Consider the following 13791-nt stretch of genomic DNA (forward strand, 5'->3'; position numbering starts at 1 on the left):
CGCGTGGCCCACCCCCCCCGGTACCACGGGGCGTTCCGCGCTCACGATATCCTCCCGTTCCGAAAGCTGTTCAGCCGCCATACCTTTGGCCCGGACGGTCGTCGAGCGCGTAGGCGTGGAAGCCGTAGTGCTGACGGCGATCGTCGGACTCGGTCCGGTCGAGGCGGAAACCGGGCTCGTGGGCCGGGCGCTGCACGAGGAAACTCAGCGCCGTGGTCTGCCGGCCGTAGGAGGCGTCGTAGGCGTTCACGCGAATGTAGTGGCGCGGGAACGTGGCCCGGCAGGCGTTGATCTCGGCGAGCACCCCGTCGGGCTCGTCCAGATCGAACAGTGGCAGGCCCCACATCTCCCAGTAGTTGTTGCGCGGATGTGGATCGTCGGTGTACTCGATGGACACCGGCCAGTTGTTGAGCAGGGCGTAGCGGACCTGCGCGGCGATCTCGGGGTCGTCGAGATCCGGCAGGTGCGAGAAGGTGCCTTGGCGCAGATGCATGGGGATTCCTCGACTTTCAGCGGGAGGCCGTCGGGACGGCGTCGGGGGCGTCGGTGGAGGTGTAGTCGAAGGTGACATCACCCCAGGTGGCGAGCGCGACATCGAGCGGGCGGCAGATCTCGGCGGCGCGGCGCAGCACGTCCGGGCCCTCCTTGAGCAGATCGCGACCCTCGTTGCGCGCCTTGACCACTGCTTCGAGAGCGACCCGGTTGGCTTCCGCGCCCGCGGCGATGCCCATCGGATGGCCGATGGTGCCGCCGCCGAACTGCAGGATGGCGTCGTCGCCGAACAGGTCCAGCAACTGGTGCATCTGGCCGGCGTGGATGCCGCCGGAGGCGACCGGCATGACGCCGGGCAGGCTGGCCCAGTCCTGGTCGAAGAAGATGCCGTTGACCGGGTTCATCGGAATGTGGTTGTCACGCAACGTGTCATAGAAGCCCTTGACCGTGTGCGGATCACCTTCCAGCTTGCCGATGACCGTGCCCGCGTGCAGGTGATCCACGCCGATCAGCCGGCACCACTTGGCCAGGACCCGGAAGCTGACGCCGTGGGTCTTCTGCCGGGTGAAGGTGGAGTGCCCGGCCCGATGCAGGTGCAGCAGCATGCCATTGCGCCGCGCCCACTTCGACATGGACTGCATGGCGGTGTAGCCGACCGTCAGGTCCATCATGATGATGCAGCTGCCGAGCGATTTCGCGAATTCCGCGCGCTCGTACATGTCCTCCATCGTGGCGGCCGTGACATTGAGATAATGCCCCTTCATTTCTCCGGTTTCGGCGATGGCGCGGTTGACGCCCTCCATCGCGAACAGGTAGCGATCGCGCCAGCGCATGAACGGCTGCGAGTTGATGTTCTCGTCGTCCTTGGTGAAATCGAGTCCGCCCCGGCAGGCCTCGTACACCACGCGGCCGTAGTTGCGGGCCGACAGGCCGAGTTTCGGTTTCACCGTGGCACCCAGCAGCGGGCGGCCGTATTTGTTGAGATACTCCCGTTCCATAACGATTCCGTGCGGCGGACCCTGAAAGGTCTTGACATACGCCACGGGAATCCGCATGTCCTCCAGCCGCAATGCCTGCAGCGGTTTGAAACCGAATACATTGCCGATGACCGAGGAGGTGAGATTCGTGATGGAACCCTCCTCGAAGAGATCGAGATCGTAGGCGACATAGGCGAAGTACTCGCCCTTGCGGCCCGGAACCTCGTCGACGCGGTAGCACTTGCCCTGGTAGCGCTCGTGCGCGGTGAGCCGGTCGGTCCAGACCACCGTCCAGGTGGCCGTGGATGATTCACCCGCCACCGCCGCGGACGCCTCCACCGGATCGACGCCCTGCTGGGGCGTCACCCGGAAGACCGCCAGGACATCGGTGTCCTTGGGCTGATAGTCGGGAGCGTAGTATCCCATCGACGCGTACGACTGCACACCCGGATCCCACCGGCTGCGCTGATCATCGACAGATCCGGCCATCATTCCTCCTGCGAACCGGGTTGGGCGACTTGTGATTCCCAGGATGACCGGGCCGTTAACGACAAACAATTCGATTGTTTCTGTTCTCGCTCAACCTTTTCGTCGAGTTTGCTACCGTTGAGTATGGGTACGGTGAGCGCAGTGCGCATGGAAACCTTTCTCGCCGTTGCCAAGCACTCCAGCATTCGCCGCGCGGCCGCACAGTTGCACATCACCGAAGCGGCGGCCTCCGCGGCCGTAGCACACATCGAGAAACAACTCGGCGCGAAACTCGTCGCCAAATCCGGGCGGGGTATCGCGCTCACCGAGGCCGGCCGGGTCTACGCCGACTACTGCCGCAGCATCCTCGGCTTGATGAAGGAGGCACACGCCGCGGTCCGGGAAGCCGAGACCGGCCGGTTGCGTATCGGCGTGGTGGCGACCGCCGGCGAATACGTGCTGCTCCGGCTGCTCGCGTCCTTCCGCGTGCGGTACCCGGACATCGAACTGGGCCTGTCCATCCAGCCCCGCGACGTGCTCTACCTCGAATTGACCCACCACGAAACCGATCTCGTGATCGCCGGCCGCCCACCCCGCGACGCCGGACTGGTCACCCGCGCGCGCCGCCCCTGTCAGCTGGTCGTGGTCGGCGCACCCGACGCCTGGCCCGACCCCTGCGAGGCCACCTGGCTCCTGCGCGGCAAAGGCTCCGGCACCCGCGACACCACCCTCGCCCTCTTCGACCGCCTCCAAATCCGCCCGCCCACACTGACTCTCGGCACCCACGGCGCGGCGCTGGCCGCCGCCCGCGAAGGCCTGGGCATCACCCTCATCCACTCCGACGCCGTCGCCACCGACCTGGCAGCCGGACTGCTCGAAATCATCGCGGTCGAGGGCACCCCCCTCAACCGCCCCTGGCACGTCGTCACCACCCGCACCCCAGCCCCCGCCGCCCGCCTGTTCCTCTCCCACATCACCGACCCGGACAGGGTGGCGGACAAGGCCTTTCGCGGTGCGTAGTACCTGATCGCCGAGTTTTCCAGCAACGAAACTCGCGCCCGGTCCCCGACAGCTGATTGACATTGTCCCTGGGGACAGGGTTTACGGTCCGGGTGTGAGAATTGGGGAAGTCGCGCGGTTGGCGGGCGCGAGCCCGAAAGCGATTCGACGGTACGAGGCGATGGGGTTGACTTCGCTGCGGCGGTCGGCGAACGGGTATCGCGAGTATTCCGAGCACGATGTCCGCGTGGTTCGGGAGATCCGGACATTGGGTCGGCTCGGGATCGCGGTGGATGCTCCCGATGAACACCATCGCGGTGTCGGGGCCCCAGTGATACCGGTCCGGCGGGGAAGGGAACGACAAACGCCCGCCTTGCGTGGTGAAGGCGAGCGTTTGCCGAGCGGGCCCGGTGTCTGTCCAGATGGTTACCGATCCGGCACAGGCGGGGGCGCATGTCCTATAGGTCGACGGTCCCTTCGATGATGTTGGTGCCCAGTTCTTCGGTGAACAGCGGGTTCCGGTTGGCTGCCGCGCCGGTGATGAGGTCGTCGAAGGCGCTGTTCTCGTAGTCGAAGCTGTCCGCGGTGATGCCGGGGCCTGCGACCTCGAGTCTGCGGGGGATGACCGGCCAGGAGCCGACCTTGTTGAGCGCGTCGGCCTCTGCGGCGGTCGGGGTAGTGCTGGAGTAGGACACGAACTGCCCGGTCTGGTGGTCGATGCGGTCGCACTCGCACCTGGCCAGGGTGTAGCGCAGTTGCAGGGCTCCGCGCCCGATCCCGCACACTGTGAACGGAGTCGAGCCCAGGCGCTCGCCGATCGCGCGGAACAGGACCTCGAGCACACTGCGGTGGGCGGAGCCGTCGAGAGCGTCACTACTGCCCAGCGACACCAGGATCAAATCGGCGCCGGCGGCGCGGAGCGCCTCCCGGAACGAGTACCTCGGGCTGTCGAGTTGCCGAGCGAAGGTACCGGGATCGACGGCCGTCACGTCCGAGTCGCCCACCAAGATGAACGGTGCCATCAAGCCGCCGTCCGTGGCGGGAAACACCGCTGCGCTGCCGAGCATGAGAGGCCAGTTACTGGCTGGTGCCACAGTCGTCATCGTCGAACTCCTCACGTGGTCGGGAAGATCCGGAGAAGAACCGAACTTGCAGCAGACACCCCGCAGCGCGGCATCGTGCGAACTGCGCACATCACGCGCGAGGGCGCAGCCCATGCTACCTGCACCGTTGGGCCCGCGGACGAGCCTGGCCACCCGGTACAGGATCTCGCCCGTAGGACCCGATTCGGTCGGGTTTCAGAACGTGAACTGGTCGCCGTAGGCGGTGGTCTGCGCGAGTCCCTCGGCGGTGCTCACCGTGGTCGTGACGAAAGGGACGGCCGACACCGGCGAGGCGCATTGGGCGATGTTCAGCGCGGCATTGTTGAACGCGATGTGATGCGGGAACGTCGTGTTGGCATCGAGGCGGGCCGTCTCCGTTCTCGCAACAGTGACCTGGCCGGGTCCCACGTTCGCGAACACGCCTTCGCCCACGCCCAGAGTCCCGCCGACAGCGGGCCGACCCGTACCGGGCAGGATGACCGAGGCGCCGGGGAAGCCCGCCGAGGGGAAAACCCTGACTCCCAGCCTTTGATCGGTGCCGATCTCGACACCGAAGCCGCCGTCCACACTGATCCCGCAGCCGAGGATGAATCCCGCGACCGCCCGTCCGGACGTGATCGGGCCGCCGTCGACGGTGACCGAGTAATCGCCGGACATCTGCGCGGCATGCGAGAACGTCATGAGGAAGGTCGGTGTCCGGTCACCGGGCGGGTTCGCCTCGATGCTGTCGACCGACGCCGTCACATGAACTCCCCCACCGGAGACGTCTGCGCCGGGCGGCTGGGCGCGGCCGAGTCCGGGGCCACCGGTACACAGGCCCACCACGGCCAGATTTGCCGCGGCCGTAGCGGCCACGGCGCCGGTGAACGAACGTCGCATGCCTGGAGCCTTCCGGTTCGCGACGATAGGCAACTCGACAGCACAGGAACAAACCCACACGGGAGGAACACCGTTTCGCAAGCCTAAACGGTGCCACCGGCCAGGTGGTGTCACAGCAAGGCGTGTCGACCAGGCCACCCCCGTCGACCCGACGGACATCGACACCGAAGCCGCCTCCCTTGTTGATTCACGCTCGCGTTCGGAAAGTGATTGATTCTCGTACAGTTCGGGCGCCGCGCGGAATCCGCAGCACCGCAACAACTCGCGTTCCAGGCGGTGGGCTGTGCGCGGCAGGCGATTCCGGTGAGTGAGCCATCACACGATTTCATTAGTTAGCGGCATGTAACTATATTCAGGCGCTGTTCGTTCGTTGACTTGCGGGAGGCTCTGATGGCTGCGGCCCCGACCACCGGTTTGGATACCGGTGATGTCCAGACCATTCGGAGGCGACTCCGAATCGAGCATGACCACCCGCACTACAAGTGGGTAGCCCTGTCGAATACGACCCTGGGCATGCTCATGGTCACGATCAACTCCTCGATCGTGATCATCTCGCTTCCCGACATCTTCCGGGGCATCGATCTCAACCCGCTTGCGGCGGGCAATGTCAGCTACCTGCTGTGGATGATGATGGGCTTCCTGCTCGCATCCGCGGTGCTGGTGGTCATGTTCGGGCGGCTCGGTGACATGGTCGGCCGCGTCAAGATCTACAACTACGGGTTCGTGATCTTCACGATCGCGGCGGTCGCGCTCTCGTTCGATCCGTTCACGCACGGCGGCGGCGCGGTGTGGCTCATCGGATGGCGTGTGTTCCAGGGCATCGGCGGCGCCATGCTCATGGCCAACGCGGCCGCCATCCTCACCGACGCGTTCCCCGCCGAACAGCGTGGCTTCGCGCTGGGTATCAATCAGGTTGCGGCCGTGGCCGGTTCGTTCCTGGGCCTGCTGCTGGGCGGCCTGCTCGCACAGTGGGACTGGAAGGCCGTGTTCTGGGTGAGCGTGCCGTTCGGCATTCTCGGGACCGTCTGGTCGTACCGGTCGCTGCACGACAACGGTCAGCGCAACGCGGGCTCGCTCGACATTCCGGGCACCGTCACCTTCGCGGTCGGACTGACCGCCCTGCTCACCGGCATCACCTATGGCATTCAGCCGTACGGGGATTCGAATACCGGCTGGTCCAACCCGTGGGTGCTGGCCGCTGTGTTCGGCGGTATCGCGGTGCTCGCGCTGTTCTGCTGGATCGAGACCAAGGTGGAGCAGCCGATGTTCCACCTGTCGCTGCTCAAGGTCCGAGCGTTCGGGCTCGGTAACCTGGCCGGCCTGATGTCGTCGCTGGGTCGTGGCGGTCTGCAGTTCATGCTGATCATCTGGCTGCAGGGCATCTGGCTGCCGCTGCACGGCTTCGACTACGAGTCCACGCCGCTGTGGGCGGGCATCTACCTGCTGCCGCTGACGGTGGGATTCCTTGTGGCCGGACCGGTTTCGGGCAAGCTGTCCGACCTCTACGGCCCGCGGCTGTTCGCGACCCTCGGCATGGCGATCACCGCGGTGACGTTCGTGCTGCTGGTGGTGTTGCCGGTGGACTTCTCCTACTGGGCGTTCGCGGTGGTCATCGCGCTCAACGGCCTGGGCTCGGGCATGTTCGCCTCGCCCAACACCGCCGAGGTCATGTCCGCGGTGCCGGCGTCGCAGCGCGGTGTCGCGTCCGGCATGCGCGGCACGCTGCTCAATGGCGGTATGGCGCTGTCGATCGGTGTGTTCTTCTCGCTCATGATCATCGGTCTGTCCAATACGCTGCCGAGCGCCATGAATTCGGGTCTGCAGGCGCAGGGTGTGCCCGCCAATGTCGCGGAGAACATCTCCGGTCTGCCGCCGGTCGGCAGCCTGTTCGCGGCCTTCCTCGGTGTGAATCCGATCGAGGCGCTGCTGGGCCCGACCGGCATCCTGGACCACCCGGGCGTGCACAAGGACGTCCTCACGGGCCAGGAGTTCTTCCCGCACTTGATCTCTGGCCCGTTCCACTCGGGTCTGGTCGTGGTCTTCCTGGGAGCCGCGATTATGATGCTGATCGGCGCGGTGGCCTCGTGGTTCGCCGGTAGCCCCACCGTCCCGGACGAGGCTGCCGAACTGCGTGAAGCCGTCCGCGAGGGAATCTGACCGGAGGAGATCACGCTGCCCGAGCCCACGAGCGTCGCCGACCCCGACCAGCTCACCGAAGCTGCCGACCTGTACCACTCGATCGGCCGCCTCCTACGCTTGTTGCGCCACTCCGGCGACCTCGGGGCCCTCAGCCCCGGGGCGGCCTCGGCCCTGGCGACCGTAGCCCGCTCCGGACCCCTCCGCCTCGGCGACCTCGCCAATATTGAACGGGTCAGCGCCCCAACCATGTCCCGCATAGTGACGGGCCTGGAAAAGGGCGGCTACCTGACCCGGGACGCCGACCCGGAAGACGGCCGAGCCCAACTCCTCACCGCCACGGCCGCCGCCCACAACCTGGTCACCGGCCTCACCTCCGCCCGTATCCAGCGCTTCGCCGGCGCCCTCGAATCCCTCACCCCGGCCCAGCGCGCGTCCGTCAAATCCGGCCTCAACACCCTCATCGAGGCTCTCGACCAGTAACGTCGCCCCGCTCAGCGAGGCGACGTCTGGCCGCACTCCCCCGTGCCCGGTCACCGTCGGGCGCGTGGTCAGGATGTCAGAACGGAACGAACCCGATTGTCCGGGTCCACACGATTGCGGAGCTCGGACAGACGGGTGTGGTTGTCGCCGTAGTAGCGGGACAGCGGATCGCCGGGCTCCAGGTAGTTGACGTACGCGCCGACCGAATCGGGGGCGAGGGTGGCGTGGGCGTCGGAGAGCCAGGCCATTGCGGCATCGTGCGGGATCGGCTCGTAGGCACCCCATTCCACCATGGCGGCGTGGTCTCGCCAGGGAAAGGCGGTGGCGGTGGGCGACAGGTCGCGGATCGCGCCGTCGAGGGTGTTGATCTGCACCCAGCCGGTGCCGCCGACGCTGGAGAACCGGGTGACTGCCTCGAGCACTCGGCCGATGGTGTCGGGGGTGAGTTCCGAGACGATGTCGGAGCCGTTTGTGAAGGCGGCGCGCGGCTGATCCGGCGTGCCGCCTGCCAGATACAGAACGGTGTCCATATGGCTGAGGGTGCGGGTATCGATGTCGGCAGGCGCGACGCCGATTGCGTCGATGAGCGCGGCCGTCACCGTATCGGCCGAACCTGCCGGGCAGACCAGCTGCATCCAGCAGCGGAGGCCACCCTCGCCGTCGGCGTCCAGGCTGACATCGGCCCACTGCTCGCGGTCGGCGCCACGCAGCCACTCCTGCCAGCCACCGATCACGCGATCCGCGTTCTCGCCCGAGAAGGTCAGGCGCACCACGTCTTTCGCGGTCGCCGGGATGGTGTCGAAGGTCAGGGAGGTGACGATGCCGAACAGTGAACCGCCACCGCGCAGCGCCCAGAACAGGTCCGGACGCGCGGTGGCGGACACCTCGGTGATGGTGCCGTCGGGCAGGACCAGGGTGGCGGCGGTGAGCCGATCACAGGTGAGACCATGGGCGCGGGACTCGAAGCCGAACCCGCCGCCCAGGGTGAGGCCCGCGACGCCGACGCTGGGACACATGCCCGTCGGCAGGCTCTGCCCGGACCGGTCGAGTTCCCCGTAGACCTCGTACAGGGTGTGGCCCGGTGATATGACGGCCTGTCCGCCCTCGACTCGGACGCCGCGCAGCCGCCGGACGTCGACAATCAATGTGCCGGTCGCCGTGGAGACCCCGGCGTAGGAATGCCCGCCCGCCCGCGCCGCGACCTCGAGATCGTTCTCGGCCGCGAAGCCGAAGGCCGTGGCCACATCGGCGGCATCCGCGACCTGCACGACGGCCGTGGGCATCTCGTCGTCGAAACGAGTGTTGAAGACCTCTTTGGCCATCGGGTATCCGAGATCGCCGGGCAGTATCACCCGGCCGCGCAGCTTGTCCTGCAACGCACGCCATTTCGGGTCGGCACTGCCGGTGCTGGAGCCCGAGGCGCTGTCCGAGGAGCCGGCGGTGCCGTCGGAGGAGCCCGCGGCGGGCGCTGCGTCGGAGGCGGGCAGTCGGGTGGTTCCGGCGAAACCGACACCGGCAACCGCGATTCCGAGCGCACCCCGCAGAAACACGCTGCGTGCGAAGCGGGGTCTCACAACGGTCCCCCGAATCCGATCGAGATGCGGTGCGCCGCCCGGTTATTCGATTCAGATATCAAAGTTCGCGACCCACCTATACCCATCGGACAACACAACACCACTCGATCATGGTTCACCCACTGTTCATTCGCTCAATCGAGCCCGGGTGTGTCGACCGCCCCGCTACGAGATCCCATATCAGCCGGAGTGTCGGGCGGAATGAGCCACCGGGCGAAGGTCTGTTCCGGACTCACGGTAACCACATCAGCCCGCTCCACGAGATCCCCTGGCAGCTCACCGTTCTCGAAATGCTCGAGACCCGGCACGATCACAGCATCGACCCCCAGATTCGCAACCAACACCCGCAGCCGATGAACAGGCCGATCAGCATGCGGCCCGAACACCGCGATCCTGCGCAGGTCATAGCCCAGCCGCGCAGCCAACGCCCGAATCCGAGCTTCGTCCCACTGCCGCCGCGACCCCGACACATCCTGCCGCAGATAGCCAATTGCCCCGGGATTCATAGTCCGCCCTCTCACTGCTCGATAGTGCGCGCCGCCGTCGGATGATGGGTTCAGCATCGGTCCACAGCATTTCGGCGGCAATGGCACTTCCGGTGAGGTCGACCGGGAAGTGACACAGAGCGGTCAGTATTCGAGCTGGATGAGGTCGGCGAGAGCACGCATATCGTGGATGAGGGTCCGCCGTTTGCCGATCATGCGGGCGAGCAGGTCCTTGGCGAGGCGTTGTTCGACCAGCCAGGGACCGGCCTCGCGCGAGAGCTGCAGCAGGATATCGAGGGCGGGGTCGGCGCGATGGAGGTCCATGTGCGCCTGTGCCACATCGAGGAGATGGCGGTTGCGGTTGTCGGAGGTGGGCCGCAGCCCGGCCGGCACGTCGCGGGCGAGCCGCAGGGCGAGGTCGGGGCGGTCGTCGATGACGGCATTCTCGACGCGTTTCATCGCGACCGTTGCAGGGCCGAAGAATGTCCAATAGTCCTGGTACGCAGCGGGCTCCCGGTCCACCGCCACCGCAGCGGCCTGGGCGAAGCGCATCATGTCGCCGGCATCGTCGGGCCGGTTGTCCCGGATGGCGGCGGCCGAACCACGCAACAGCAGCCAGCCCCAGGTGGAGAGCTCGCGCTGGGAGGCAGTCGACATCCGCGGCTCGATCCGATCGGCCCAGCGCATCGCGAGTTCGTCGACCTGCTGAAATCGCCGCTCCACCAGCAGCAGCCAGCAGAGCGTGACGACGACCGACGCGGCGTCGAGTACCTCATCTGTCGATTCGGCCTCTACCAGGGCGCGTTCGAGAACCATACGGGCCGTGCGTAATTGACGCGTCTGCACCATCACCGACCCGGTCAGCTGCAGAATGCGCGACCGCAGGCCCGGCGAAACAGTGTCGCCGTACTCGAGCAGTCCAGGCAGCACCCGAGCGAGCTGTCCGTAATCGTTGTCGTGATACAGCCGCACAGCCGAACTCAGCGATGCAGCCACATCATTTTCGGTGACCGGCTCGTCGGACGAAGGCTCGCGGGGTGTACTGATCGCGCGCCGCGTCTCGGCCCAGAGCTCCCCGTTCCGGCTTTCCGGCGGCTTCGGTTCGGACCCTATGAGCGCCGTGAGCGGACAACCCAACCCCACCGCGAGCCGCCGTAGCGTCTCGATGCGCGCATCGTCCCGCTCCCCCTGCTCGATCTTCCGAATGAACGACACCGAAACACCCGAGCTCGCAGCAAGTTCCCGCTGTGTGAGCCCCCGCCGTTTCCGAACCGATTGCAAGCGTTGACCCAGATCCCCGCTCATGAAATCAGCCTAGATCCCCCGTCCCAGCCCTGCAGCGATCCCGCCCAAGCTCGCCGGTACCCCGGACGCATTCCGTGAGCTCTAGCGGCCCCGCTGATCCCACGCGGCCAATACCGCCTCCGCCGGTGATCCGGGGGTGGCAATTGCGGCTTCCATCAGAGGATTTCGGCGGCCACGGTAGCGGTGGTTGTAAATGCCTGTGGTGAAGCCACATCGCCTTATGGGATCAGAGCATCGACAACGGCCTGAATCCGGGTGTTCCGGTCGTGGGGCAGGGCTTGTCGGCCAGCGAGATGCTCGGTCCATGCCTGCAATTGGGCGGAGCCGCAGAACATCAGGGCGAAGTCGACGGATCGACATCAGACGTGAGGTTGAGTTGAACTGGTTCCTCCCCGGTCAGAGGCGGCTGTAGGTCTCGATGTCCTCGGTGAACTCCTCGATGGCCTGCGTGGTGAGCGTCGGTCGCGTGTTGACGATGGCGTCCAGGTAGTCGTCGGTGATGGCCGGCTTGCCCAGTCGCCGGCTGACCTCGCGCTCGAAGGCCGCTTGCGAGCCCTTGCGGGCAGCGAACTCGATGTCGGCAGGGGTAAAGAGCTCACTCGCCGCGACCAGCGCGGCCACATCCACCGATTCGGCGGCGGAGCCGAGATAGCGGGACCAGATTGCCGCGCGCGCGGCCGAGTTCGGCGGGCCGATCGGGATGATGTAGTCGAAGCGGCCAGGTCGCATGAACGCCGGGTCGAGGGAGCGGACCGAGTTGGTGGCGCAGGCCAGCAGCCTGTCATCGTGCTCACGGAAGCCGGGGATCAGCTTGAGTAGCTCATTGGTGACCCCGTGCCCGGGATCGACTGCTTGCCCGGAACGCACACCAGCGATCTCCTCGACCTCGTCGATGAACAGCAGCACCGCCTCCAGTTCGGCGAGGTCCGCGAACGCCTCCCGAAGGGCCGCGGCCAGCCCCTCGCTGGTGGCTGCGGCGAGCCGGGAGGGAAACAACTCCACGAACGGCCATTTCAGTCGGGAAGCCACCGCCTTGGCGAAGCTCGTTTTGCCGGTCCCGGGGGGACCGAACAGGATGAACGCCTTCGGCGGAGCGACGTTGTACCGCTCGGACAAGGCGGGTTCCGCCAGCGGCAGCACGATCCGCTGTTCGACGATCCGCTTCTCCGGCTCCATGCCGGCCATCTGGTTCCACAGTCCCACAGGCAGCATCCGCCCTCCGAGCAGCGCGAGCAGGTCTGCATTGGCCACTCCGGACGGCTCGGGCCGTTCGTAGTAGGTGAGGTCGCTACGAGCGAGGTAACCGGAGTTCTCCAGGGCCTTGGTTCCGGTGCTGTGTGAGGGCAGCAGCGCGCTGATGCGGCGCACCCCTTGCGCACGCAGTCGTCGCTCGAGCTCGGCGAGCAACGCGCTGCCGATCCCGCGCTCGCGCCACCGTCCTGCCAGGGCCACCAGGAGCACCCAGGCGCGCTCCTCATGGACCTGCGCTACCGCGATGCCGACGAGCTCCTCACCGACCACAGCCACGACGCCGTCCTGGCCGCCCCGGGCCGCCGCCATCGCCTCGGAGATGGAAAACACCGGCGTCGCATCGTCGATCTGCCGGTTCTGATCCCATATCCGAAGCGCTTGGTCAAGATCGCCCTCTCGGAAGTCACGCAATCGCCACAGAGCCATGACATCACCTCACCCGATCGCGGACCACCATTCTCCCCGCTGCGCCGACAACACCGCCACGCGCGAACAACAAGCCCAGCTCATGCGGCTCCTGGCCCTGCTGGTCACCATGGCGAGCTTGCAGGACTCTTGCAAACCCAGCCGTAGCGGGTTCATGCAGAAGCTCCAGGAACAGGCTGATCTCCACCTCGTAGCAGCGCAGTGGACACCGATCGGCCGCACCCGACTACGCAAAGAGTTGATTAACGCCTTCCCGTCCTCCGCAGTCCACTGCCACGGATACAGCCCGGAAAACCGTACTAGACGTTCGATCAGCTGAATCCGCGGCCCGATCGTCGCCGCCCGTAGGAGCAGCGCCGACTGCTGACGCCGCCACCTTTCGAGCATCGCCTCGAGCACCGCCGGCATATGGCGGATTTACCGGGGTTCGGCCTCGGTCTGCCCTGCGTGATGGCATGCTGAGCAGCGGATACGTCCCCTGCTCAACTGGGTTCAGCACAGCTGCGGGCACGCCGTTACCCGCAGACGACTCGCGGGAAGGTGAGGGTAATGAGTAAAAGCAGCCAGAAGCTTCGCGGGGAAGGTGAAAATGGCGTCAAGCTCGCAATTTCTGGTCACTCGTATCATTCGGCCGCGCTCGGGTACGCGGCGACACGACGGAAGAAATGGCCGGACAGGACGTTTGTGGTGACCGACGTCGGTCCTACCCGGGAACCTGCGTCCACCGAGCGCCCGAACAAGTCGCCGTTGCCTCGGGTGGTTTCCCTCACGCCCTACGACAGACCTGGCGCTGCCTCGATGCAGGTCCTCGCGTATGTCCCGACGAACTTCAACAAACCCCTGCGCGTCGGGGACGCGGTGGTGACCCGAATGTCCAAGCACGGCGCGCACAAAGGGCTACCGGGAGTACACCTCCGTATCGTCGGCGCAGAACCAGTGGACGTTGCGCTGCGGAGGCACCGCCGTGAATCGGGGGGCGAGTTTGCGCGGAAAGCCGAACAGACAATGAAGACGGCAAGGCTCAAGAACCGCTGGTGAGGGCCGAGCCGCCGCCATCCATCGTTTGGCGTGAAAGCGACTGGGACCCCGGCGAATCAGTCGGTGAAAGCATCCGAGACTTGATAGGCGATGGTGCTGTCGCCTGGGCGCAGCATCGTGAAGTGGCTCGTCCATCGTCACCAGTCCGGGACCCCTCGTCGGCGTAGGCCGGCGG

The 13791-nt window shown here is 66.4% G+C and carries 13 protein-coding genes; 5 read left to right on the forward strand and 8 right to left on the reverse strand.

Going from position 1 to position 13791, the window contains the following annotated elements:
• Positions 1–70: 70 nt before the first annotated feature.
• Together ACFXN1_RS05995 and ACFXN1_RS06000 are read right to left on the reverse strand one after the other, a co-directional pair.
• Positions 71–493 (reverse strand): ribulose bisphosphate carboxylase small subunit, encoded by a 423-nt coding sequence (locus ACFXN1_RS05995; protein WP_379396985.1) that lies wholly within the window; start codon positions 491–493, stop codon positions 71–73.
• A 16-nt stretch (positions 494–509) separates the two neighbouring features.
• Entirely contained in the window at positions 510–1958 is a 1449-nt protein-coding gene (locus tag ACFXN1_RS06000; protein ID WP_364610746.1) for a form I ribulose bisphosphate carboxylase large subunit, read from the reverse strand.
• A gap of 123 nt (positions 1959–2081) precedes the next feature.
• Here ACFXN1_RS06000 and ACFXN1_RS06005 point away from each other — a divergent pair, with 123 nt between their 5' ends.
• Entirely contained in the window at positions 2082–2957 is an 876-nt protein-coding gene (locus ACFXN1_RS06005) for a LysR family transcriptional regulator (RefSeq protein ID WP_379441408.1), read from the forward strand.
• A gap of 94 nt (positions 2958–3051) precedes the next feature.
• On the forward strand, positions 3052–3420 hold the full coding sequence (locus tag ACFXN1_RS06010) for a MerR family transcriptional regulator (RefSeq protein ID WP_379441409.1): 369 nt from the start codon (positions 3052–3054) through the stop codon (positions 3418–3420).
• On the opposite strand, the gene ACFXN1_RS06015 is transcribed toward ACFXN1_RS06010, so the two are convergent.
• Together ACFXN1_RS06015 and ACFXN1_RS06020 are read right to left on the reverse strand one after the other, a co-directional pair.
• Entirely contained in the window at positions 3395–4039 is a 645-nt protein-coding gene (locus ACFXN1_RS06015; protein WP_379463506.1) for a hypothetical protein, read from the reverse strand. The two genes, ACFXN1_RS06010 and ACFXN1_RS06015, sit on opposite strands and share 26 nt — an antisense overlap.
• 195 nt (positions 4040–4234) lie before the next feature.
• On the reverse strand, positions 4235–4918 hold the full coding sequence (locus ACFXN1_RS06020) for an MspA family porin (RefSeq protein ID WP_379463507.1): 684 nt from the start codon (positions 4916–4918) through the stop codon (positions 4235–4237).
• Positions 4919–5308: 390 nt separating this feature from the next.
• Between ACFXN1_RS06020 and ACFXN1_RS06025 the strand changes: the two genes are divergently transcribed.
• Positions 5309–7075 (forward strand): MFS transporter, encoded by a 1767-nt coding sequence (locus ACFXN1_RS06025; protein ID WP_379441017.1) that lies wholly within the window; start codon positions 5309–5311, stop codon positions 7073–7075.
• A 102-nt stretch (positions 7076–7177) separates the two neighbouring features.
• Positions 7178–7537 (forward strand): MarR family winged helix-turn-helix transcriptional regulator, encoded by a 360-nt coding sequence (locus ACFXN1_RS06030; protein WP_379463515.1) that lies wholly within the window; start codon positions 7178–7180, stop codon positions 7535–7537.
• A gap of 68 nt (positions 7538–7605) precedes the next feature.
• On the opposite strand, the gene ACFXN1_RS06035 is transcribed toward ACFXN1_RS06030, so the two are convergent.
• The 4 genes from ACFXN1_RS06035 to ACFXN1_RS06050 form a co-directional block, all read right to left on the reverse strand.
• A complete protein-coding gene (locus tag ACFXN1_RS06035; RefSeq protein ID WP_379463508.1) occupies positions 7606–9111 on the reverse strand; it encodes an FAD-binding oxidoreductase in 1506 nt (501 codons plus the stop codon).
• 134 nt (positions 9112–9245) lie between these two features.
• Positions 9246–9536, reverse strand: coding sequence for a hypothetical protein (locus tag ACFXN1_RS06040; RefSeq protein ID WP_379441014.1), 291 nt, complete (start codon positions 9534–9536; stop codon positions 9246–9248).
• 204 nt (positions 9537–9740) lie between these two features.
• Complete coding sequence (locus ACFXN1_RS06045) at positions 9741–10901, reverse strand: helix-turn-helix domain-containing protein (RefSeq protein WP_379441012.1); 1161 nt, start codon at positions 10899–10901, stop codon at positions 9741–9743.
• A gap of 396 nt (positions 10902–11297) precedes the next feature.
• Positions 11298–12578, reverse strand: coding sequence for an ATP-binding protein (locus tag ACFXN1_RS06050; RefSeq protein WP_379463509.1), 1281 nt, complete (start codon positions 12576–12578; stop codon positions 11298–11300).
• Positions 12579–13127: 549 nt separating this feature from the next.
• Between ACFXN1_RS06050 and ACFXN1_RS06055 the strand changes: the two genes are divergently transcribed.
• Complete coding sequence (locus ACFXN1_RS06055) at positions 13128–13616, forward strand: hypothetical protein (RefSeq protein WP_379441009.1); 489 nt, start codon at positions 13128–13130, stop codon at positions 13614–13616.
• Positions 13617–13791: the final 175 nt, after the last annotated feature.

Origin of the sequence: Nocardia sp. NPDC059154, from assembly GCF_042755705.1 — a bacterium.
Classification (GTDB): domain Bacteria; phylum Actinomycetota; class Actinomycetes; order Mycobacteriales; family Mycobacteriaceae; genus Nocardia.

Bases quoted from the DNA above. Each gene is read 5' to 3' on its own strand.
- ACFXN1_RS05995 (WP_379396985.1), bottom strand. From the start codon at position 493: ATGCATCTGCGCCAAGGCACCTTCTCGCACCTGCCGGATCTCGACGAC.
- ACFXN1_RS06000 (WP_364610746.1), bottom strand. From the start codon at position 1,958: ATGGCCGGATCTGTCGATGATCAGCGCAGCCGGTGGGATCCGGGTGTG.
- ACFXN1_RS06005 (WP_379441408.1), top strand. From the start codon at position 2,082: ATGGGTACGGTGAGCGCAGTGCGCATGGAAACCTTTCTCGCCGTTGCC.
- ACFXN1_RS06015 (WP_379463506.1), bottom strand. From the start codon at position 4,039: ATGACGACTGTGGCACCAGCCAGTAACTGGCCTCTCATGCTCGGCAGC.
- ACFXN1_RS06020 (WP_379463507.1), bottom strand. From the start codon at position 4,918: ATGCGACGTTCGTTCACCGGCGCCGTGGCCGCTACGGCCGCGGCAAAT.
- ACFXN1_RS06025 (WP_379441017.1), top strand. From the start codon at position 5,309: ATGGCTGCGGCCCCGACCACCGGTTTGGATACCGGTGATGTCCAGACC.
- ACFXN1_RS06045 (WP_379441012.1), bottom strand. From the start codon at position 10,901: ATGAGCGGGGATCTGGGTCAACGCTTGCAATCGGTTCGGAAACGGCGG.
- ACFXN1_RS06050 (WP_379463509.1), bottom strand. From the start codon at position 12,578: ATGGCTCTGTGGCGATTGCGTGACTTCCGAGAGGGCGATCTTGACCAA.
- ACFXN1_RS06055 (WP_379441009.1), top strand. From the start codon at position 13,128: ATGAGTAAAAGCAGCCAGAAGCTTCGCGGGGAAGGTGAAAATGGCGTC.